At 68.8% G+C, this 19939-nt stretch carries 24 protein-coding genes and 1 tRNA gene; 9 read left to right on the top strand and 16 right to left on the bottom strand.

Translation table 11 applies throughout. The features are described 5' to 3' along the window. The first annotated feature begins 1 nt into the window (after nt 1). The 6 genes from sufD (at nt 2) to BMW35_RS04925 (ending at nt 4802) form a co-directional block, all read left to right on the top strand. Entirely contained in the window at nt 2-1216 is a 1215-nt protein-coding gene (gene sufD / locus BMW35_RS04950; RefSeq protein ID WP_089668270.1) for a Fe-S cluster assembly protein SufD, read from the top strand. Nucleotides 1217-1301: 85 nt separating this feature from the next. After that, nucleotides 1302-1796, top strand: a complete 495-nt coding sequence (locus tag BMW35_RS04945) for a rubrerythrin (protein ID WP_089670356.1) — start codon at nt 1302-1304, stop codon at nt 1794-1796. A 40-nt stretch (nt 1797-1836) separates the two neighbouring features. Continuing rightward, nucleotides 1837-2274 carry a metal-dependent transcriptional regulator gene (locus tag BMW35_RS04940; protein WP_089668269.1) on the top strand — a complete coding sequence of 146 codons (438 nt, stop codon included), beginning with the start codon at nt 1837-1839 and terminating at the stop codon, nt 2272-2274. A 164-nt stretch (nt 2275-2438) separates the two neighbouring features. After that, nucleotides 2439-2511: transfer RNA gene (locus BMW35_RS04935), tRNA-Gln, on the top strand. 185 nt (nt 2512-2696) lie between these two features. After that, nucleotides 2697-4553: a hybrid sensor histidine kinase/response regulator gene (locus BMW35_RS04930; RefSeq protein ID WP_089670355.1), complete on the top strand. Its 1857-nt coding sequence runs from the start codon at nt 2697-2699 to the stop codon at nt 4551-4553. A 54-nt stretch (nt 4554-4607) separates the two neighbouring features. After that, nucleotides 4608-4802, top strand: coding sequence for a cold-shock protein (locus tag BMW35_RS04925; protein WP_089668268.1), 195 nt, complete (start codon nt 4608-4610; stop codon nt 4800-4802). A gap of 15 nt (nt 4803-4817) precedes the next feature. Here BMW35_RS04925 and BMW35_RS15495 read toward each other — a convergent pair whose 3' ends face one another. Further along, entirely contained in the window at nt 4818-4973 is a 156-nt protein-coding gene (locus BMW35_RS15495) for a DUF7563 family protein (RefSeq protein ID WP_177170774.1), read from the bottom strand. A gap of 113 nt (nt 4974-5086) precedes the next feature. Here BMW35_RS15495 and BMW35_RS15490 point away from each other — a divergent pair, with 113 nt between their 5' ends. Continuing rightward, a complete protein-coding gene (locus tag BMW35_RS15490; RefSeq protein WP_177170773.1) occupies nt 5087-5392 on the top strand; it encodes a DUF7964 domain-containing protein in 306 nt (101 codons plus the stop codon). A gap of 7 nt (nt 5393-5399) precedes the next feature. Here the strand turns inward: BMW35_RS15490 and BMW35_RS04915 are convergent, their stop codons facing one another. Then, nucleotides 5400-6119: an alanyl-tRNA editing protein gene (locus BMW35_RS04915; RefSeq protein ID WP_089668267.1), complete on the bottom strand. Its 720-nt coding sequence runs from the start codon at nt 6117-6119 to the stop codon at nt 5400-5402. Between the two features lie 117 nt (nt 6120-6236). Here BMW35_RS04915 and BMW35_RS04910 point away from each other — a divergent pair, with 117 nt between their 5' ends. Beyond that, entirely contained in the window at nt 6237-6914 is a 678-nt protein-coding gene (locus BMW35_RS04910) for an HD domain-containing protein (protein ID WP_089668266.1), read from the top strand. A gap of 16 nt (nt 6915-6930) precedes the next feature. Here BMW35_RS04910 and BMW35_RS04905 read toward each other — a convergent pair whose 3' ends face one another. The 7 genes from BMW35_RS04905 to BMW35_RS04875 all read right to left on the bottom strand — a co-directional run bounded on the left by BMW35_RS04905 (nt 6931) and on the right by BMW35_RS04875 (nt 14704). Next, nucleotides 6931-7563: a LysE family translocator gene (locus BMW35_RS04905; RefSeq protein ID WP_089668265.1), complete on the bottom strand. Its 633-nt coding sequence runs from the start codon at nt 7561-7563 to the stop codon at nt 6931-6933. A 37-nt stretch (nt 7564-7600) separates the two neighbouring features. After that, nucleotides 7601-8326 carry a TMEM165/GDT1 family protein gene (locus tag BMW35_RS04900; RefSeq protein ID WP_089668264.1) on the bottom strand — a complete coding sequence of 242 codons (726 nt, stop codon included), beginning with the start codon at nt 8324-8326 and terminating at the stop codon, nt 7601-7603. Beyond that, nucleotides 8323-9015 carry a metal-dependent transcriptional regulator gene (locus tag BMW35_RS04895; protein WP_089668263.1) on the bottom strand — a complete coding sequence of 231 codons (693 nt, stop codon included), beginning with the start codon at nt 9013-9015 and terminating at the stop codon, nt 8323-8325. The genes BMW35_RS04900 and BMW35_RS04895 overlap by 4 nt, the downstream gene beginning before the upstream one ends. A 130-nt stretch (nt 9016-9145) precedes the next feature. Then, nucleotides 9146-11833 (bottom strand): TRAP transporter permease, encoded by a 2688-nt coding sequence (locus tag BMW35_RS04890; RefSeq protein WP_089668262.1) that lies wholly within the window; start codon nt 11831-11833, stop codon nt 9146-9148. Beyond that, complete coding sequence (locus BMW35_RS04885) at nt 11826-12320, bottom strand: DUF1850 domain-containing protein (protein WP_089668261.1); 495 nt, start codon at nt 12318-12320, stop codon at nt 11826-11828. Before BMW35_RS04885 ends, BMW35_RS04890 begins: the two co-directional genes overlap by 8 nt. A gap of 111 nt (nt 12321-12431) precedes the next feature. Then, complete coding sequence (locus BMW35_RS04880; RefSeq protein ID WP_089668260.1) at nt 12432-13379, bottom strand: TAXI family TRAP transporter solute-binding subunit; 948 nt, start codon at nt 13377-13379, stop codon at nt 12432-12434. 131 nt (nt 13380-13510) lie between these two features. Then, nucleotides 13511-14704, bottom strand: coding sequence for a threonine synthase (locus BMW35_RS04875; RefSeq protein ID WP_089668259.1), 1194 nt, complete (start codon nt 14702-14704; stop codon nt 13511-13513). Between the two features lie 330 nt (nt 14705-15034). On the opposite strand from BMW35_RS04875, the gene BMW35_RS04870 reads away from it, so the two are divergent. Next, complete coding sequence (locus BMW35_RS04870; protein WP_089668258.1) at nt 15035-16300, top strand: NAD(P)/FAD-dependent oxidoreductase; 1266 nt, start codon at nt 15035-15037, stop codon at nt 16298-16300. 4 nt (nt 16301-16304) lie between these two features. Here the strand turns inward: BMW35_RS04870 and BMW35_RS04865 are convergent, their stop codons facing one another. The 7 genes from BMW35_RS04865 to BMW35_RS04835 are packed head-to-tail and all read right to left on the bottom strand — an operon-like array spanning nt 16305 to nt 19878. Then, nucleotides 16305-17000 (bottom strand): metallophosphoesterase family protein, encoded by a 696-nt coding sequence (locus tag BMW35_RS04865; protein ID WP_089668257.1) that lies wholly within the window; start codon nt 16998-17000, stop codon nt 16305-16307. 54 nt (nt 17001-17054) lie between these two features. Beyond that, a complete protein-coding gene (locus BMW35_RS04860) occupies nt 17055-17639 on the bottom strand; it encodes a J domain-containing protein (RefSeq protein ID WP_089668256.1) in 585 nt (194 codons plus the stop codon). A 48-nt stretch (nt 17640-17687) separates the two neighbouring features. Beyond that, on the bottom strand, nt 17688-18440 hold the full coding sequence (locus BMW35_RS04855; protein WP_089668255.1) for a proteasome assembly chaperone family protein: 753 nt from the start codon (nt 18438-18440) through the stop codon (nt 17688-17690). 4 nt (nt 18441-18444) lie between these two features. Beyond that, nucleotides 18445-18627, bottom strand: a complete 183-nt coding sequence (locus BMW35_RS04850) for an RNA-protein complex protein Nop10 (RefSeq protein ID WP_089668254.1) — start codon at nt 18625-18627, stop codon at nt 18445-18447. Further along, a complete protein-coding gene (locus BMW35_RS04845; RefSeq protein WP_089668253.1) occupies nt 18624-19424 on the bottom strand; it encodes a translation initiation factor IF-2 subunit alpha in 801 nt (266 codons plus the stop codon). The genes BMW35_RS04850 and BMW35_RS04845 overlap by 4 nt, the downstream gene beginning before the upstream one ends. Further along, complete coding sequence (locus BMW35_RS04840; RefSeq protein ID WP_089668252.1) at nt 19421-19594, bottom strand: 30S ribosomal protein S27e; 174 nt, start codon at nt 19592-19594, stop codon at nt 19421-19423. The genes BMW35_RS04845 and BMW35_RS04840 overlap by 4 nt, the downstream gene beginning before the upstream one ends. 2 nt (nt 19595-19596) lie before the next feature. Further along, complete coding sequence (locus tag BMW35_RS04835; RefSeq protein ID WP_089668251.1) at nt 19597-19878, bottom strand: 50S ribosomal protein L44e; 282 nt, start codon at nt 19876-19878, stop codon at nt 19597-19599. Nucleotides 19879-19939 lie beyond the last annotated feature (61 nt).

Below are 19939 nucleotides of genomic sequence, written 5' to 3'. Positions count from 1 at the left end.
CATGAGCACGCAGCTACACAAGGACATCTCCGAAGAGACGGTACGCCAGCTCGCCGAGGAGCGCGACGAGCCCGAGTGGCTCCTCGAGACGCGACTCGACGCGCTCGACACGCTCGACGACCTCGACTACCCGAGCGTCATCCAGACGCCCGGTCGGAAGTGGACGAACCTCGAGGACCTCGACTTCGAGGCGCTCGTCGACCCGCTCACGCAGACCGAGGACAAAGACCAGGTCGGCGCTGAGAACGCCCGCGTGGAGTCATTCCACGACGCCCTGCAGGACGACGACCTCGCCGACCTCGTCGAGGAGCACTTCGGCAGCGTCGTCGACCCGCAGCAGAACCGCCTGACGGCGCTGTCGACGGCGCTGTTCACGACGGGGACGGTCGTCTACGTCCCCGAGGGCGTCGACGCCGAGGACGTCACCATCCGGACGTCCATGAACTCGCGGTCGCTGTTCAACTACACGCTCGTCGTCACCGAGACGAACGCCTCCGCCACCATCTTGGAGCGCCAGGACACCGGCGACGAGGTCGAGGGCGAGCGCTACTACAGCGGCATCGTCGAAGTCGACGCGGGCGAGAACTCCTACGTCCAGTACGGAAGTCTTCAGGACTTCGACCAGCAGACGTACAATTACACCGTCAAACGCGGCGACGCCGGCACCTACAGTACGGTCAACTGGATCGAGGGGAACCTCGGCAGCCGGCTGACGAAAACCGGCGTTGCCACGGAGCTGAACGGCGACGGCAGCGAGACGAAGATCGTCGGCGCGTTCTTCGGCCACGACGACCAGCACTTCGACCTCGACGCGAAGGTCTGGCACCGAGCCGAGCACACGACTGCCGACCTCGTGACTCGCGGCGTCATCGACGACGAGGCCCGAAGCGTCTACGAGGGCGTCCAGGACGTCGGCCGCGAGGCCTGGGACACGTCGAGCTACCAGCGCGAGAACACCCTGATGCTGAGCGACGAGAGCGAGGCCGACGCCTCCCCGAAGCTCATCATCAACAACCACGACACCGAGGCGTCGCACTCGGCGACCGTCGGTCAGGTCGACCAGGAGACGCTGTTCTACATGCAGGGCCGCGGCCTCACCGAGCAGCAGGCCAAGGACATGCTCGTCGAGGGCTTCTTCGTCCCCGTGCTCGAGGAAGTGGAGGTCGACGAACTCCGCGAGGATCTCGAGACGCGCATCGCCGAGCGCCTCGCGTAAGCCGCCCCCGAGAGGGAACGGCTTAAGTCCGCTTCGGACGACTACCCGACAACATGGAGACTGTACCGCTCGCGAGGTGGCTGCCGTGAGTTCCGTCGCAGCGCGCGTCGACACCGACACGCAGCTCGCGCGCCTGCTGCAGATCGGCGTCGTCCTCGAGGAGGTCGTCGAGGTGCGCGCCCACCGGCACTACCAGTCGCTGCCGGAGACCGACCGCGACGACGACATCGAGGCGTTGCTCTCGGAGGCCAGCGAGGAGTCCGCCGAGCACCGGGAACTTCTCGAATCCGTCATCGAAGACTTGGACGCCGATAGCATTCCCTTCGAGGAGGTGGAGGCGCTGGTCGCGGAGAGCTACGGGCAGACCGGCCCGGAGGACTTCGACGGCGTGCTCTACGACCAACTGCACGGCGAGGAGACCGCGTACAAGTTCTACGACGACCTCGTGGACGCCATCGAGGCCAGCGACGCCGAGTTCGGCGTCGACCGCGAAGCGTTGCTGGCGACGCTCCGGGACATTCGGGCGGCCGAAGCGGAGGGCGTCGAAGCCGTCGCGGGACTGATGGAGGACCGAACATGACCGGCGACACCGACGCGCGCGGGCCCCGAGGTGACCACCAGTGAACACCGCAGACCAGTACCTGAAGACGATTTTCCTCGTGGAGGAGTTGAACGACGGCCCCGCGGCGACCGGGGAACTCGCCGACCGACTCGGCGTCAGCCCGGCGAGCGTCAACGAGATGGTAGGGAAACTCGAGGAGCGCGGCCTCGTCGCACACGAGAAGTACAAGGGTGCGACCGTGACCGACGACGGTGAAGCCCGCGCTCGCGAGGCGCTCCAGACGTACTGCATCCTCGAACGCTTCCTCGCGAACGTCCTCGAGGTCGACGATTACCGCGCGGAAGCCCGCCAGCTCGAGCCCGTCATCGACGAGACGGTCGCGGACCGGCTGGACATGATTATCGACCGCGAGCCGCAGTGTCCCGACTGCTTCGACGCCGAGGCCGACGCCTGTGGCTACCTCGTCGAGGAAGAAGCCGTGGAAGCCGACGACTGACGGGGACCGCACGACTGAAGTGGGCCGTCGACTTTTGACTTGACGAGGCGTCTCGCGTGGCGAAACGGCCGTCGCGTTCGTGCGTCTCGCGCGGTACAGCCCCGTGGCGGTGAGGAGTTCCGGAGGAACTGCGAGGTGCGCGGGGGAGCAGACGATGCAAGCGAAGTCCCGTGGTGTAGTGGCCAATCATATGGGCCTTTGGAGCCCATGACGGCGGTTCGAATCCGCCCGGGACTATTCTGCGAGGAGACGAGCAGTGAACAGCCGTCGGTGAATCAGATCGTACGCTGTCCTCTGACCCGAGCGTGGCGGCAGTCGTCGGCCACGTGCCCAGTGGTTTTGCTGGTCGGTAGTCGTTGGTTCGCACCCGTCAGTGGCCGTAATCAACACTGTTAGGTGCGGTGGTACGGTATGCGATGGCAATGACCGAACGGGTCCGAGTGCTCCACGTCGACGACGAGCCCGGGTTCGCGGAGCTGGCGGGGGAGTTCCTGGAGCGTGAAGACGACCGCATCGAGGTCGTGACGGCGACGGACGCCGAGGCGGGGCTGGCGGTGCTGGAATCGGAGCCGGTGGACTGCGTGGTCTCGGACTACGACATGCCGGGCCGGAACGGCATCGAGTTCCTAGAGGCGGTCCGCGAGTCCCACCCCGAGTTGCCGTTCGTGCTGTTCACGGGGAAGGGCAGCGAGGCGGTCGCGAGCGACGCGTTCTCGGCCGGCGCGACCGACTACCTCCAGAAGGAGGGCGGTACCGACCAGTACACGGTTCTCGCCAACCGCGTGTCGAACTACGTGGAGACGGCGAGCGCCGAGGCCCAGCGCAAACGCCAGCTGAACGCCATCGAGGCGGCCCGCGAGGGAATCGCTATTCTGGACGCGGACGGCGAGTTCATCTACGTGAACGAGGCGTACACGGACATCTACGGGTACGACCGCGGGGAACTCCTCGGCGAGCACTGGGCGCTGCTGTACCCCGACGACGAGGTGTCGTACGCGTCCGACGTGATACTATCCGGCGTCGACGAGCAGGGCAGCTGGCACGGCGAGTCCGTCGGCGAGCGCGCGGACGGGTCGACGTTCGTGGAGGACCACACTGTCGCAGCGACCGACGAAGGCGAGTTCGTCTGCACGGTCCGGGACGTCAGCGCCCGCAAGCAGCGCGAGCGCGCACTGGCGGCGCTCCACGACGCGGCGACCGACTTGGAGGGCGCGGAGTCGGAGTCCGAGGTCTACGATGTCTTGCTGGCGGCCGCCGAGGACATCCTGGAGTTCGACCTGGTGGCGGTCGACGTCGTGGAAGACGGCGTGCTCGTGCAGCAGGCCTGGACGCTCGACCTCGACACAGAAGGCTACTGGCAGGAGACGGCGCTCGACGAGGACACGTTCGTGACGCGGGCGTACAACCGCCAGAAGACCATCACGGTCGACGACCTGCGGACGGCAGAGATCGCGCCAGCGGACCCCGAGTATCGGTCGGCGTTGACCGTCCCCATCGGCGACCGCGGGACGTTCCAGGCCGTTTCCCGGGACGTCGGCGCGTTCGACGACGCCGACCGAGAGCTCACGGAGCTACTGGTCGGCCACGCGCGGGAGGCGCTGGAGCGCCTGGCGAGAGCGCGCGAGCTCCGTTCGCGGACGGAGGCACTGGAACGCCAGAACGACCGTCTGGAGGAGTTCGCAGCCATCGTGAGCCACGACCTCAGAGCGCCGCTGAACGTCGCTGGCGGCCGCCTGGAGCTGGCGGCCGAGGAGTGCGACAGCGAACACATCCCCGCCGTCCGGGACGCACTCGACCGGATGGATTCGCTCATCTCGGACACGCTCGCGCTCGCCCGCCAGGGGCAACTGGTGACGGAGACGGAGCCGGTGTCGGTGGCCGCGGTCGCCCGGGAGTGCTGGGGTCGGTTAACGACCGACGGCGCGACTCTCGACGTCGTGTCGGACGCGACCGTGGCGGCCGCCGAGAACCGCCTCCAGCAGATCCTCGAGAACCTCCTGCGGAACGCGCTCGTGCACGGCGGCCGCGACGTGACCGTTCGCGTCGGCGGGACGGCGGACGGTTTCTTCGTCGAAGACGACGGCCCCGGCATCCCGGACGGCAACCGCGAGGCCGTCTTCGACCGGGGGTTCACGACGAGCGACGAGGGGACGGGCTACGGGCTCGCCATCGTCGAAGAAATTGCGGACGCGCACGGCTGGTCGGTGAGCGTCGGGACGAGCGACGCTGGCGGCGCTCGCGTCGACGTGACTGTCGGTAGCGACGAGTCCGAGACGTAGGCTCGCCGGAGCGTCTAAGTACGCAGCGGGCGTCGCTCCGAGTCGATAGCGACGATGGCCAGAGGGACGGTCGACTCGTTCAACGAGCAGAAGGGCTACGGATTCATCGAGAGCGACGACGCCGACGAGCCGGTGTTCGTTCACGTGGCTGACGTCGGCGGGCCCGCACTGCGGGAGGGCCAGGAGGTAGCGTTCGACGTCGAGCGGGCCGCCGGTGGCCCGCGAGCGACGAACCTGACGCGACTGTAGGCGGTTTTCTTCTCGTTACGACCGTGTGGCTCGCGCCTCGCGGACGTCGGCACCGTCCCGGACCATGTCCGGGCACTCGGGGCAGACGCGGGGGCGGTCGACGCCCGGCGGGGTGAACACGCGGGCGTAGTCTGTGGTGACGAACGACCCGCAGTTCTTGCATTCAGGCATCTCGATTGGAGCAAGGAAGTTTCTGTATATATACTTTGTGTGGATTGTCGTAGAGTGAATAAAACGACGGACCGGAACGACAGACCTACCCGTAGCCGCCGCCTGCCGCCGGTATGAGCGACGCTCTGGACTCGCTTCCCGCGCGACCGCTTCGCCAGCGGGAGGTGACGGCGCTGAACCACGCCGACGCGTTCACACTCGTGGTGCCGGTGGACCGCGAGGAGGCCGTGGAGGCCGAGACTCGGGAGCCGGTCGTGGTGACCGAACGGCTCATCCTCGGGACAGACGACTGGGTGAAGGGACTGGTGTACGACGGCGGCTGGGTCGTCGTCGAGTCGGTCGCCGTCGACGACCCCGACGAGGAGCGCTTCGAGGCGATGCGGGACTGCGAGGCGGCCGTCGCCGACTACGAGGCCTGACCGGCGACTACGACTCGCGCAGTTCGAAGCGCACGCGCTCCTCGCCGCTGCCGGCCGTCTCCCGTCCGGTGACGACGAACGACCCGACCTCTTTCGTGTTCTCGACGTGCGTCCCCGCGCAGGCCGTTCGGTCGACCTCGCCGCCGCCGATGTCGACGATGCGGACCTCGGTGACGGAGTCCGGCAGGAGGTCGAGTCTCGTGCGTTCGCGGTCGAGGCGCTGCTCTGCGGTCTCGCGGTCGAGCGTGTACCACTCCACGTCGTGACCCGCGTCGAGCACGCCGTTCACTGCCGCTTCGAGGGCGGTGAGGTCGCCGTCGTCGAAGCGCTCGTGCGCGCAGTCGAGGCGGGCCCGGTCGGCGTACAGCTGGTTCCCGGTCGTCTCGGCGTCGAACTCGTCCAGCAGGACCGCCGAGAGGACGTGCTGGGCGGTGTGGTAGCGGCTGTGCGCGCGGCGTCGCGCGGCGTCTATCTCACCGGTCACTGTCGTCCCGGGCTCCGGCGGCTCACCGTCGACGACGTGCCGGACCGTCTCTCGGCCCCGGACGTCCACGACGCGGTACGATTCTCCCGCTTCGTCGCGTAGCACGCCCGTGTCGTGGGGCTGACCGCCCCCGGTCGGATAGAAGTACGTCCGGTCGAGGACGACGCCGTCGGAGCCCGCGTCGGCGACGGTGGCCTCGAAGGTCGTGACCGCACTCTCGTCGAGATATCGCTTCTCAGTCACGGCTTCCCGTCGGTGTCGCCGCCACATAACCACCTGGGCTGCAAAAGGCCTAAGACCGAAACAGTCGTCTATTGGCGTAATGATACAGACAGTTCGCCTGATAACGGAGGTGAGACGGTGGGAGTCGAGATAAAGGAGTCCCCGGTCACGGACGGGCAGTTCGACGAGATGGCCGCGTTCGTCCGGGACTACCTGGAGGCCAGCGTCGAGAACGAGGACGACGGCGGCCGGATGCGGTGGTACCCCTGGCACTCCGCGGAGTACCGGTTCACCCACATCCTCAACGTCGTCGACATCGCCGAGCAAATCGCGGAAGAGACCGGTGCCGACGTCGACGTGGTGCGGGTTGCGGCGCTGTTCCACGACATCGCGAAACTCGAAGCCGATCAGGAGGCGCACGCCGACGAGGGTGCGCGCATCGCGCGGAAGTATCTGGAGACTCACGGCGACTTCCCGCCGTCGTTCATCGACCAGGTCGCGGAGGCGGTCGCCCGCCACTCCTATCAGGGCGACCTCGCCGACCTCCCGCTTGAGACCCGCTGTCTCGTCGAGGCCGACCTCCTCGACAAGGCCGGTGCGAACGGCGCTATTCTGATGCTGCTGCGGATGGGCTACGAGGCTCGCACGCACGTCGACGCCGCTGAGATGGTCGGGCGCGTCCAGGAGCGCGGCGAGGACGCCGCCGACCGCGTCGCCTCTGACGTCGCCGAGTCCATCGCGCACCGGCGTCTCAAGCGCGTGCGCTGGCTGAAGGAGTGGCTGCACGAGGAGATAGCGGGCACGGACGACCTGTAGCCGCCCGCATCTGTTTCTACAGGCCGGCCGCCGTCCCGAGGAACGTCAGCCCGAACAGCGCGAGCACCGCCGCGCTCGCGTACGCGACGGTCGTACCGAACGCGTCGACGCGGTCGCCGGCCGCCCGTAGCGACGCCGGGAACACGGTTATCCAGACGAGGATGCCGCCGAAGAAGCCGGCGACCGTGAGCGCGCCGTTGTTGGCCGGCAGCGAGTAGCCGAACGCGGAGATTCGGCCGGGGTCGAGGAGGCCGACGCCGGCCGTCAGCCACCACGTAATCTGGTAGGGGTTCGCGAGCGCGAGCGCGAACGCTTTCCGGAACCCTCGGCCGTCTGCGGCCTCGGCCTCCGAGAACGACCCGGCGTCTCGGGCTGCGCCGTAGGCGTAGTACAGCATCAGCAGGCCGCCGACCGCGAACAGCCCCGCCTCCAGCGTCGGGTACTCTTCGACGACGGCGACGACGCCGACGAGCGCGAGGGCCAGGAAGACGGCGTCGGCCGTCATCGCGCCGAGACCGGCGGCGAATCCGGACGTCCAGCCGCGGGCGACGCTCTCCTCGGCGATGACGGCGTTCATCGGGCCCGGTGGCGCGGCCAGCGACAGTCCGAGGACGACGCCGGCGGCCAGCGAGACGGCTGCGTCGAGCACAGCGGGAGGTGGCTGCGTTCCGACTAAAGCCCGCCGGTCACGGCAGAACAGCGAGCGCGGGGACGACGGCGTCGAGGACCCACGCGCCGGCGGCGACGACGCGCTCCCAGATGGAGACGCCGACGGTGACGGCGAGCACGGTGTCCAGCGCGAAGAAGAAGAACAGGGCGGCCGACGCGAGGTGCGCTTTCCGGGCGTCGAAGGCACCGGAGAACCGGTCGAAGAAGTACGCGTTCACCATGCTGACCGGAATGATGGCGAGCATCTCGCCGACCCAGATTGCGGGGGTAGCGCCGTAGTCGGCGGCCAGCCCGATGGTGATGAGCTGGGTCTTGTCGCCGAACTCGCCCGCGAACATCATGGCGAAGATGGGGAGGAAGCCGCCGGCGGCGGTGGTGAGGCTGCGCCCGAACAGGGAGGCGTTCCCGATGCGGCCGCCGACATCGACGAAGCCGCCGTCGCTGGTCATCTGGCTGTCAGCGCCGTCGGCGGGCATCGACCGCAGGAGCAACAGCCCGAAGACGACGAAGAGGGCCGCCGTGGCGACGTCGAGGACGACGCCGGGGATGGCGCGCTGGAGGGCTTCGCCGACGACAATCTCGATTGCGGTCCAGATGGCGAACGCCGAGCCGGCGGCGGCGACCACGACTCTCGGGTCGTACTCGGTGCTGAGGCCGGCGATGATGAACTGGACTTTCTCCCCCGGCAGCACGGCGAGCTGGGCGGCGAACGCGATGCCCGCGATTTCGAGGAACGTGCTCACGCGTCCGCCACCTCCTGGTCGCCGTCGCCATCGTCGGCCGGCCGCACTTCGAGAGTCCCCGCGACGCGTTCGGGGAGGTGGACGTCCTCGCCGTCGATGCGCACGACGAACATCCCGATGGGGGCGTGTTCGCGGAGCGTGAGTTCGGTGCCGGGCTGGACGCCCACGTCGGCGAGGTAGCGGAGTTCGTCGGTGTCGCGGTCGCTCACGCGCGCGACGACGAGGCGGTCGCCTTCGTCGTGGTCGGCGAGCACTTCGGTGTCGCCGTGTTCGGGTGGTTCGAGGTCCGCGCCCGGAATCGGGTCGCCGTGGGGGTCGACAGTGGGGTCCCCGAGCTTGCGGGCGAGCCGGCGCTCGAACTCCTCGCTGATGTGGTGTTCGAGCGCGTCGGCCTCGTCGTGGACTTCGTCCCACTCGTAGTCGAGGTGGTCGGCGAGGAACGCTTCCAGCAGCCGGTGGTGGCGCAGGACTTCGACGGCGACGGTTTCGCCGTCGGGAGTGAGTTCGACGCCCTTGTACTTCTCGCGTTCGACGAGTCCGCGGTCGGCCAGCTTCTCGACCATGCTGGTGACCGTAGGGGAGGTGACGTCGAGGTAGTCGGCGATGGTGGACGTCTTCACCGGCGGCCCGTGTTCGCGTTCGAGCGTGTAGACGGCTTTCAGGTAGTCCTCCATTACGTCTGAGAGCATCTAGCTGGCTCGAATTAGCCCAGTCTAAAGTATGTATTTGACGGTGGGCGAAGTATGGTTTGTGATTGTCTACGGCTGCTGGCTGTCGGCCGGCGGACCGGGACTAGGCGTGCTTCTGGCGACGACGCGGTCACGCCGACTCGTGGGACTCCGGTGCCGGCGCGGCGCTCCGACTCGCGCGGCGGTTCCGCACAAGCAGCCCCGCGAACAGGACGAGGCCCACGCCCCGCAGCGCCAAGTCGAGTGCGACGGTCGTCTCGCCCGCCGACACGCCGAGCAGTCCGAGCAGGTCGTACAGCGTCGAGACCGCCAGTGACGGTGCCATCAGCAGCAGGGCGCTGGCGGCGTAGGCGGCCCGCTCGGTGCCGCCCACGTCCGTGTAGACGAACCCGATGACGGTCGCGGCGAGCGCGACGACGCCGAGGAACACGCCCCCGACGGGCAGCAGAATCTCGGGCACCGAGTAGGCGAGGTCCAGCAGGTCCGGGACGCCGACGACGCTGTACTGGTCGCCGACCGGGAGGTCGCCGGGGTTGCGCCGCAGCAGAACGATGCCGGGCGTCACGACGAACGCGAACGGCACGATGGCCTTGTTCAGCGACAGCGAGAACGCCTCCACGCCGGTCTCGAACGGCTCGGACTTCGCCACCCCGGAGGCGGCGTAGGCCGCGACCGCGACCGGCGGTGTGATGTCCGCGATGACGCCGAAGTAGAGGATGTAGAGGTGGGCGGCCAGCTCGGGGATGCCGAACGGCGTGAGCACCGGCGCGAGCAGCACGGAGAGGATGATGTACGTCACCGTCGTCGGCATCCCCATCCCGAGGATGATCGAGGAGACGGCGGTGATGCCGAGGACGAGTACCAGCGACCCGCCGGCGACCGAGCGGATGAGCGCCACCAGATTCGGGCCGAGCCCGGAGATGCTGATGACGCCCGGAATGATGCCGGCGGCGGCGACGGCGACGACCACGGGGACGGCGGTGCGCGCGCCGTCCTCCATCGACTTCAGCGTGAAGATGCCGTAGTCGAAGAGGTTGTGCTGTGTGAGCGACGGTCGACCGACGGCCGCGGCGACTTCGGCCGTGGCGTCGTCGACGGCGTCGTCGAAGTTCAGGAGGCTGGTCGGCGCTCGCGGCCGCAGCGCCATCGTCAGCACTCCCGAGGCGACGAGCAGCCAGCCGAGGTCGCCGAGTGTCGCCGCGAGCGCGGCGTCCACCGACCCGCCGCCCGCCGCGGCTCCGGTCAGCGTCTCCACGATGGAGCCGCCGGCCAGCCACTCCGTGAGGAAGGTCCCGCCGACGAGCGCGGCGAGGGCGGTGGCGAGCAGGCCTCTGGTCTCGTCGCCGTAGGCGGCGATGAGCGCCATCAGCGCGCCGATGGCGACGAGCGTGAACCACGCCGAGCGGGCGACCGACAGCCGCTCGACGATGAGGTAGTACAGCAACAGCCCGATGGGCACCAGGTAGAACCAGCCGGCGACGAGGTGCCGGCGGACGTCCACGAGCTCCGAGGCGTCGAGACCGCCGATGCCCTCCTTGCTCGCCTCGAAGTGGACCATCACCCAGACGCCGAAGAAGAACACGACGGCGGGGACGGCCGCGGCGACGATGACGTCCGCGAACGGTGTCCCCGTGTACTGGACGATGAGGAACGCCGCCGCCCCCATCACCGGCGGGAGAATCTGGCCGCCCGAGGACGCCGACGCTTCGACCGCGCCCGCGAACTCCGGCCGGTAGCCGGAGCGCTTCATCAGCGGAATCGTGAACGCGCCCGTGGTGACCGTGTTCGCGATGGAGGACCCGGAGATGGTGCCCATGAACCCCGAGGCGAGGATGGACGCCTTCGCCGGGCCGCCCTTCCGGGTGCCGGTCGCGGCGTACGCCAGGTCGATGAACCACTGGCCCGCGCCCGACATCTCCAGGAACGCGCCGAACAGGATGAAGATGTAGATGAACTGCACCGAGACCGTCACCGGGATGCCGAACACGCCGTTCTCCGTGTTGTACCAGAGGTTCTGGACGATGCTCGCCCAGTCGAACGGCGGAATCGAGAGCACGCCGACGTAGGCGGCGTTCTGGGGGATGAGGTGGCCGAAGCGGGCGTAGACGATGAACAGCGCGACGATGACCATCAGCCAGAGGCTGATTGCCCGCCGGGTCGCCTCCAGAACGAGCAGGACGCCGACGACGCCGAGCACGAGCGCGTACGACGTGTCGGCCAGCGGCCCGAGCAGCACCGACACGGGTTCGAGGAACGTGAACACCTCCTGAACGGGCCGCCCGGCGTCGAGGCCGAACCGCCGCATGTTCTGAATCTCCGCGAAGTCCGTGACGAAGTACGCCGCTGCGAGCGCGGTGATACCGACGAACACGACGTCGACGGGCGTCACGCGGTCCATGTCCTCGTCGACGAGCGCCCACTCCAGCGACGAGCCGACGCGTCGGACGCCCCGCGTCGCGGGATGGGACGCGCCGAGTCGGTCGTCCAGCCCGCGGGCGAGCGCGACACACCGCCGGGCGAACGGGCCGTCGCCCGTGCTGGCGGGGTACAGCAGGAACGCCAGCGCGAGCGCGAAGGCGACGTGGACCGCGTTGATCTGGAGCAACTGCAGCGTCGCGAGCTCGAACACGCCGTAGAACGGCACGGTCACGGAGAGCTCGAACCCCTTCGCGGCGAGCCACATCTGGAACACGGAGAAGGCGATACCGATGACCGCGACGGCGACCACGGACACGCCCCGGAGGGAGCGCTTGCGTTCGATCTCCTGTAACACCGCGTCGGCGTCCGGCGTCTCCTCGTCTGGTGTGTCGTTAGCCATGGATGCTGGCGGTGATGTCAGTCAATAGCGACCGGCGGGTGACGTGGAGGTCGACCGACTCCCCGTCGGCGAGCGCCACCAGGTCGTAGGTCTCGCCGTCGACGTGGAGGCGGTGGCCCGCGACCCGCCCGGGCGCGACGGTGAGCCGGGTCGTCTCCCCGGGCGGGTCGTAGACGAACGTCCCGTTCTCCTCGGTGACGTTCGCGCGGCTGGGCAGCCCCCAGCCGTAGGACTCGAACTCCATGCGCGTCATCACGAGCACGTCGCCCCGGACGGTGTACTCGTCGTACACGCGGGTCTTCTCGACGCTGTGCGTGTACTCTAGGGCCACTGTCGACCCGTCCTCGACGGGCGCGGTCAGGTAGGTCTCACCGGTGTCGGTGTCCTCGACGACCAGCACGCGGTCGCCGGGGACGGCCACCGCAGCCAGGGCTGTCGCGACCGCGAGCGCGACGACAGCGACGACGGCCAGTCGGGTGCGTTTCATTCAGTGGGGCGTCGCTGCTGGTGGGGCCGCGGCTCGACGGTGCAGCCGCCGGTCCGCGCCGGGCGTGTCGACTCAGCTACGGGGCTCTCGCGGCGCGAGCGACGCACGGCGTCACTCGAAGTACGCCTGCGCGCCGGGGTGGAGTTCGATGGACATCCCGTCCTGCGCGGAGTCGGCGCTGATGAAGTCGGTCTTGATGGTGAGGTCGCCGACGTTGTCGAAGATGGCGGCCGTCACCTCCTCGACGGTGGTATCGTCGACCCCCTCGTTGGTGGCAATCATCGCCTGCACGGACACCGTCTCCACGTCCTCGCTGACACCCGAGTACGTCCCGCCGGGGATGGTGTCGTCCGCGAACCAGGACGCGGCGTCCTTGACGGCTTCGCGGTTGTCGCCCTCGATGGGGACGATGTGGATGTCGTTCGTGTTCGCGAGCTCCTCGATCGCGCCGACCGGCCAGCCGCCGACGACGAACGCGGCGTCGATGTCGCCGTTCCGGAGCTGGTCGGCCGCCTGCGAGAACGACGCGTTCTGCTCGTCGAAGTCCGAGACGCCGACAGCCTCCAGAATCTGGAGGGCGTTGACCTGCGTGCCGGAGCCGAGGTCGCCGGTGTTGATTGTGGCTCCTTCGAGGTCCGAGACGGTCTCGATGCCCGTGTTCTGGAGCGTCACGAGCGTGATGGTCTCGGGGTAGAGGGTCGTGACGCCCATGAGGTTCTCCACGGGGTCGTCCTGGAAGGCGTCGATGCCGGTGCCGTTCTTCGCGAAGTACGCGACGTCGTTCTGGATGAGCGCGAAGTCGGCGTCGCCGTCGGCGAGGCTGCCGACGTTCTCCACGCTCGCGCCCGTGGACTGGACGTTCAGCGTGTAGTCCGTGTTGTCCTCGACGATAGTCTTGATCTCGTTCGAGAGCGGGAAGTACGTCCCGCCCTGGCCGCCCGCGTGCCAGGAGAGACGGTTGCTCCCGTCGTCGTCGCCGCCGAGGCAGCCAGCGAGGGCCGCGACGCCCGCGAACCCGCTCGCCTGCAGGAACCGCCGACGTGTCTGGTTATCTGACATACGGTAGTAGGTCGACGCTCTCCCGTATGGTTATTTAGCGCGTACCGCGAGTAGAGACAGTCTTCTCGCCGGCGAGCGCAACGACGCGCCGGGGCGTGCCTGCGCGACAAGCCGACCGGCCGAGGCGTTCGTCAGATGCCCTTGCTCATCAGGTGCGAGCGCAGCACGTCGGCGTCCTTGTTCGCCGTGCCCGTGTTCAGGAGGACGACCGTCTCGTCGCCGTCGAACGCGCCGCGGTCAGCGAGTTCCCACGCGCCGGAGGCCGCCGCCGCGCACGTCGCGCCCATCTCGACGCCCGCCCGGCTCGCGACTGCCGTGCCCGCCTCCAGAATCTCGTCGTCGCTGGTCGCCACCGCGCCGCCGTCGCTCTCCCGGAGCGCGTCCAGAACGAGCGGGCTCGCGCCCGGGTCCGGAATCTCGATGCCGCCACAGATGGTGTCGGGACTGTCCCAGGGCTCGTGGACGTCCCGCCCCTCTTCGAAGGCGCGCACGATGGGCGCGCACCCCTCGGACTGCGCCGCGTACATCGCCGGCAGCTCGTCGGTGATGCCGAGCTCTCGGAGTTCCGTCGCGGCCTTGTGCATGCCGACGAGGCCGACGCCGCCGCCGGTCGGGTAGACGACGTGGTCGGGGACCTGCCAGTCGAGCTGTTCGACCGTCTCGTACAGCATTGTCTTCTTGCCCTCGTGGCGGTACGGCGTCTCGAACGTCTTCACCGAGTACCAGTCCCCGTGCTCGTCCATCGCGTCCTCGTAGGCCGCGCCCGCGTCCCCGATGCGGCCGCCGACGACGTTCATGTCGCCGCCGTGGACGTTCACCATCGCCTTGTTCGTGAACCCCGCCCGCGACGGCAGGAACACGTGCGCGTCGAGGTCAGCGCGAGCCGCGTACGCAGCGGCCGACTGACCCGCGTTCCCCGCGGAGTTCAGCGCCACGTCGCTCGCGCCGTGCTGATGTGCCGCCGTCATCGCCACGGTCTGCCCGCGGTCCTTGAACGTTCCCGTCGGATTCCGGCCCTCGTCCTTGATATACAGTTCGCCGACGCCCAGTTCCTCGGCCAGTCCCGGGCACTCCACGAGCGCCGTCGCCCCCTCGTCCATCGACACGGCGGACTCGCGCGTGAACGGCAACAGCTCCTCGTAGCGCCACATCGAGTCGAACCGCCGCGACTCGAAGGTCTCCCGGTCCACGTCGAGGCTGTCGAGGTCGTACGTCGGGTCGAGGATGCCCCCGCAGTCCGGACACCGATGCGTCGCCGCCTCGGCGTCGAACGATTCCCCGCAGTCCACGCACTCCAGCCCCTCGAACGCCGGCGTCGTCTCCATGCCGTGTCGCTTTGGACCCCTCGACAAAGGCCCTGTCCCTTCCGGCGCGAGACGCATCGTGAGCTATCTGCCCTTGCTCCGTTTCGGGCGCGTTCTACACTTCGAAAGCCCCGACTGGCTCGACGGCTGCGACTCGCTGCGGTCCTTGCGTCGTCTCGCTCGCCGAGCCAGTCGCCTCTTTCAGTCCCTCCCTGCTGGTCGGTGAGCCGGTCGGGGCTTTCGAGGTCGTGTAACCCACGAATCGGTAGTCACCAGAACACGTCCGGTCCCCAGTAGAACCCCACGTCGAAAGCACCCACGTTGATGACGCCACCGGCCCAAATCTCGGCCATGACTGACGAGGACGTCGTCGTGGTGGGCGGGGGGCTGGCGGGACTGGTGGCGGCGCGCCAGCTGGCCGAGGACGGGTTCGGCGTGACGCTGTTCGAGCGCGAGCCGACGGTCGGCGGCCGAGTCCGCTCCACGCACGCAGACGGCTTCACGTTCGACAGAGGGTTCCAGGTGCTGTTCACGTCGTACCCGGCCGCGCGCCGCGAACTCGACTTCGACGCGCTGGACCTGCGGGCGTTCTCGCCCGGAGCCGTCATCTGCCGCGGCGACCAGCGAGCGACGCTCGGAGACCCGCTCAGGGACCCCGGCGCGCTCGTCCCGTCCATCCTGAATCGGCAGGTGACGACGGCCGACAAGCTCCGGACGCTCGCGCTGAAACGCGACTTGTCCTCGAAGTCCGTCGACGACATCTGGACGAGCGAGGACGCGACCATCGAGCAGTACCTCGCGGCGCGGGGGTTCTCCGAGCGGTACGTCGACCGGTTCGTGCGGCCGTTCTACGGCGGCATCACGCTCGACCGGTCGCTGTCCACGTCCAAGCGCGTCTTCGAGTTCACGTTCAAGATGCTCGCGGAGGGAAAGACCGTCGTCCCCGCCGACGGGATGGGCGCGATGTCGGCACAGCTCGCCGAGCGAGCGCGCGAGGCGGGCGTCCGCATCGAGACGGAGACGCCCGTCGAGGCGGTCAACGCCGAAAACGCCACCGTCCAGATTCCGGGCGAGACGCTGGACGCCGAAGCCGTCGTCGTCGCCGCGGACCCGAAGAGCGCCCGCGACCTCACCGGCGTCGACGCGATTCCGACCGACGGCATAGGCTGTGTTACCCAGCACGTCGCGCTGCAGGCCGGTCACCCGCTCGCTGATAGCGACCGCATCCACCTCAACGCCGGCGGCGAGGTGCCGAACACGGTCGCGCCGATGTCCGGCGTCGCACCCGAGTACGCGCCCGACGACCGGGAAATCGCGGCCGTCACGACGCTCGGGACGCCCGACCGGTCGTCGACGGACCTCGCCGAGGCCGCGCGGGACGCCATCGGCTCGTGGTACCCGGAGGCTTCCGCCACCGACTTCGAGGTGCTGCACACGCACCGCGTCCCGTACTCGCAGTTCGCACAGCCGCCCGGCGTCCACGAGACCCTGCCGGACGTCCGCGACCCCGCCGGCGCGGTCTACCTCGCCGGCGACTACACCCACGACTCCTCTATCAACGGCGCGATGGACAGCGGCCGGGCGGCCGCCGCCGCGGTCGGAGAGGACCTGCACTGACGGCTCAGAGCAGCCCGCGGAGGTCCCCGAGCGCGGGGAAACCGAGGGCTTCGCCCTCGCTGACGACGACCGGCCGGTAGCCCGAGGGGTCGGCGAGCAGCGGCGAGACCGCCGTGCCGTCGGAGAGCGACTCGACGGGCGTACCGGCGGCCAGCCGCGTGAACGCCGGCAGGACGAGGACGTCGCCGCCGGCGTACTGGCCGGGACCGTAGAGGAAACACGGGTGGCGCTGCCCCTCGATTTCGACGGCGGGGTGCTGGTGGCCGACCACGTAGCGCGAGGCATCTCGGGGCGGGGGTTCGTGGCCGTGAGCGACCACCGTGCCGTCCGAGAGTTCGGCGTGGTCGACGGCGTCGACGCCGACCGCGTCCAGCATCGTGTCGTGGTTGCCTTCGAGGACGTCGAGGGTCGCGCCCGACGCCTCGATCGCTGCCCGGAGGTCGTCGACGGTGTCCCGGACGCCGTCCGGAACCGAGCCGTGGACGTGCAGGAGGTCGCCCGCCAGCACGACGCGCCCCGGCTCGAAGTCGTCGAGGTGCGCCCGCAGCCGGTCGAGGAGGTCCTCGTGCTCGCCGAGCGGGAGCGCCACGTCGGACGCGGCGTCCCGGCCCACGTGAACGTCGGCGAACACGAGCGCGTCTGCCGCCGGGAAGTAGGCGGCGCGGCGCGCGAACTCGACCCAGTCGGGCGGCTTCGTCACACCACTCCCTGCGGCTTCCGGGGAGTTAGGCGCGGCGGTCACTGGTGTCAAGCGTCAGGACGCCTGCTGGGCGGCCGCGTACGCCTCGCGGACGCGCTCGAAGGTCTCTTGGTCGCCGCCGTGGTCGGGGTGGGCTTCCTTCACGCGCTCCCGGTAGGCGGCCTTCAGTTCGGCGTCGCTCGCCCCTCGGGCGACGCCGAGTGTGTCGAAGGCGTCTGCGACGCTCTGCTCGTCGTCTTCGTCCTCGTCGTCGAAGAGGTCCTCCGGGTCGGGCGTCTCGAACGGCAGCCGACCGCCGAGCGCGCGGCCCGGCATCTCGTGTTCAGCGAGCACGACGAACGTCTCGGCGTTCCGGATGCGGAAGTACGCCGGCGCGTCGAACGTCACGGCCACGTCCCGCTGCGGCAGGTAGAACGCGACGTGCGTGCCGGCGACGAAGTGGTCTTCCGCGAACGGCTCACCGATAGCTCGCAGGTACTCGCGTATCTCGCGGCGGCGCTTCCACTCACCGGAGCGCTCCCCCGCAGGCGTCACTGGCTCCGTCGGAAACAGTCGCTCACCGACGACGAACAGCGCCGCGACAACCACGGTCACGACGGCCGTGATGCCCAGTCCCCACGCGAGCCAGCCCGGTTGCACACCCACCACTGTGGGCGCGTCGAAGAAGAATCGTTCGCCCGCGGTGCCCTACCCGATGTACCGGAGGTCCTCGTCGCCCGGGCTCGGCCCCTCCTCCATGTCCTGGAGCCGGGAGACGACTTCCTCCATCTCGTCGGCGCGGTCGTCGAGCGCCTCCTCGTCCACGTCGAAGCCCAGCAGGTCTTCGAGGACGGCGAGGACGGCCTTCGCCGCCTTCGGGTCGACGAGGTAGCCCGACGTCTCGCCCATCAGGCAGACCGCGTCGAACCCCCGCTTCCCGCCGAGCCCGACCAGGAGGCCGCTGGGGCCGACGATGCCGCCCGCGGGCTCCTCGCTGCGGAACTCCACGCCCGCCTCGGCGAGGTCCTCCTTGAGGTCCGCGCTCGACACCGACCCGACCACGTCGTGGTCCTCGACGAGCTCGCCCGTCGGCACGCCACCGAGCGCGAACACGTCCGTGGTGTCGAACTCCGCGGCGACGTCGAGGAACGCCCCGGTCACGCGGTAGTGTCCGACGTTGTCCTGCGCCTGGTGGTTCCCCGTCAGGACCAGGAGGTCTCGGCCCTCGGTCTCCACGGCGTGAATCTCCGCCGCCGCCAGCTCCGCGACGCTGTCGTCGTCGACGGTGACCTGCGGCGGGAAGTGCTCGCTGTGGATGCGGCAGACGACCTCGCTGTCGGCCTCCTCGATGACGTGTTCGGCGACGAGCTTGCCGACGTGACCGACGCCCGGCAGCCCCTCGACGAACGCGGGGTCGTCGAGGTCGGGCTCCGCGACCCACTCCGTGCTGATTTCGTCCATGCGTCTAGGCCCGGCGGCGCTCCTTAAGAGCGCGTCGGTACCGTCCGTGCGGGTCCTCGGGGTCGAACGGCGCGGGCGCGCTGTTCTCGGCGTCGCCGCCGCACTCGGGACAGGTGTCAGAAAGCGTGTACACCGGGCGGTCGTGGCGGTCGCGCCACGACGCACACACCCGGATGTCGGACTTCATTCCTCGTCGAGCTGGCGCTCCCGGTGGAACTCGCCGTTCCCGCCGAGGTCGCCGATCTCCGCGACAGCGCGGTCGCCCGCGGCCTCCAGCTCGCTCTCCGCCGTCTTGTAGTTCGGAGCCTGCACGCGGACGCGGTACTCCGGCGCGCCGACGTACGTCACGTCCATCTCGACCTCGTCGGGCACCTCGCCGTTGCCCTCCGCGGCCTGCAGCGCCGCCTTCACGTCGTCGACACCGTCCGCGTCCGGGGACGTGAGCGTCACGTAGCCCGTGACGGTCACGTACGGCACGGAGACGTTGTCGCGAGCGGTCTCCACGATGGCGTCTCGCTCGTCCTCGTCGAGGTCGGTGCCCTCCAGGGCCTCGTGGCCGTGGATGGCCGCCTGCTCGAAGCCGTCGTAGAGGCTGCCGAAGTCCGCCAGCAGGCCGTTGGCGATGTGGCGGAACTGGTCGTCGGCCATGTCCTCGCCGAACGCCAGCGTCAGCCACTTGTCGGCCTTCTGCTCGTTCTTCCACTCCTGAATCTTGTCGGAGTGCTGGTGGTCGTTGACGTCCTTCAGCGAGAGGTCGATCTGCTGGGCGGACTCGTCGACGTCCAGGACCTTCGCGACGACCGTCTGGTCCTCGTTGACGTGGTCGCGGACGTTCTTGATCCAGCCACTGGCCACCTCACTGACGTGGACCAGCCCGCGCTTGTCCTGGTACTCCTCGAGGTCGACGAAGACCCCGAAGTCCTCGATATCGTCGACCTTCCCGACGACCAGTTCGCCCTCGTCGGGCCAGCCCTCGTACTTCATCTCGCCTCGACGGTCTCGACGACCTCACCGAGGAGGTCGGCCTCGCCGCCGGTCGGACGCGCGAGCGTCGTCCCGCAGACGGCACAGGCGACCTCGGTCGAGGCCTTCCCGAAGACGGTCTGTTCGTTCTCGCAATCCGGACACTCGACTTTGTAGAATCCTCCTGACATAGTTACTCCTGAAGCTCCAGTTTGCCGGCGCGCCATCCCTCGCGCAGGTGTGCGTTGCCGCACTCGCTGCAGCGGTACTTGAGGTTCGTCCGGTTCGTCGGCTTGTTGCCGACCGGCACCTTCGAGAACCGGCCGTGGTTCCCGATGGAGGCGTTCGCGCGCTTCGTGCGGCGAGCGTCCCACTTCATGCCGGACGAGCGGCCGGAACGGACCTTCTCGACCTCGAGTTGGTGGTGTTCGTCACAGTTCGGGCAGTAGCTGTTGAATCGGCGTGGCATCTCCATAGGCGGAATCAGCTCTGTTACCCGTCGATAATACTCGGCTGTTTAAAATCCGTTTGGTTCG

The organism is Halobacterium jilantaiense (assembly GCF_900110535.1).
Classification (GTDB): Archaea; Halobacteriota; Halobacteria; order Halobacteriales; family Halobacteriaceae; genus Halobacterium; species Halobacterium jilantaiense.
This window is presented reverse-complemented; position numbering and strand designations above follow the sequence as displayed.

Bases quoted from the DNA above. Each gene is read 5' to 3' on its own strand.
- sufD (WP_089668270.1), top strand. From the start codon at position 2: ATGAGCACGCAGCTACACAAGGACATCTCCGAAGAGACGGTACGCCAG.
- BMW35_RS04930 (WP_089670355.1), top strand. From the start codon at position 2,697: ATGACCGAACGGGTCCGAGTGCTCCACGTCGACGACGAGCCCGGGTTC.
- BMW35_RS04925 (WP_089668268.1), top strand. From the start codon at position 4,608: ATGGCCAGAGGGACGGTCGACTCGTTCAACGAGCAGAAGGGCTACGGA.
- BMW35_RS15495 (WP_177170774.1), bottom strand. From the start codon at position 4,973: ATGCCTGAATGCAAGAACTGCGGGTCGTTCGTCACCACAGACTACGCC.
- BMW35_RS15490 (WP_177170773.1), top strand. From the start codon at position 5,087: ATGAGCGACGCTCTGGACTCGCTTCCCGCGCGACCGCTTCGCCAGCGG.
- BMW35_RS04895 (WP_089668263.1), bottom strand. From the start codon at position 9,015: ATGCTCTCAGACGTAATGGAGGACTACCTGAAAGCCGTCTACACGCTC.
- BMW35_RS04890 (WP_089668262.1), bottom strand. From the start codon at position 11,833: ATGGCTAACGACACACCAGACGAGGAGACGCCGGACGCCGACGCGGTG.
- BMW35_RS04885 (WP_089668261.1), bottom strand. From the start codon at position 12,320: ATGAAACGCACCCGACTGGCCGTCGTCGCTGTCGTCGCGCTCGCGGTC.
- BMW35_RS04880 (WP_089668260.1), bottom strand. From the start codon at position 13,379: ATGTCAGATAACCAGACACGTCGGCGGTTCCTGCAGGCGAGCGGGTTC.
- BMW35_RS04875 (WP_089668259.1), bottom strand. From the start codon at position 14,704: ATGGAGACGACGCCGGCGTTCGAGGGGCTGGAGTGCGTGGACTGCGGG.
- BMW35_RS04870 (WP_089668258.1), top strand. From the start codon at position 15,035: ATGACTGACGAGGACGTCGTCGTGGTGGGCGGGGGGCTGGCGGGACTG.
- BMW35_RS04855 (WP_089668255.1), bottom strand. From the start codon at position 18,440: ATGGACGAAATCAGCACGGAGTGGGTCGCGGAGCCCGACCTCGACGAC.
- BMW35_RS04850 (WP_089668254.1), bottom strand. From the start codon at position 18,627: ATGAAGTCCGACATCCGGGTGTGTGCGTCGTGGCGCGACCGCCACGAC.
- BMW35_RS04845 (WP_089668253.1), bottom strand. From the start codon at position 19,424: ATGAAGTACGAGGGCTGGCCCGACGAGGGCGAACTGGTCGTCGGGAAG.
- BMW35_RS04840 (WP_089668252.1), bottom strand. From the start codon at position 19,594: ATGTCAGGAGGATTCTACAAAGTCGAGTGTCCGGATTGCGAGAACGAA.
- BMW35_RS04835 (WP_089668251.1), bottom strand. From the start codon at position 19,878: ATGGAGATGCCACGCCGATTCAACAGCTACTGCCCGAACTGTGACGAA.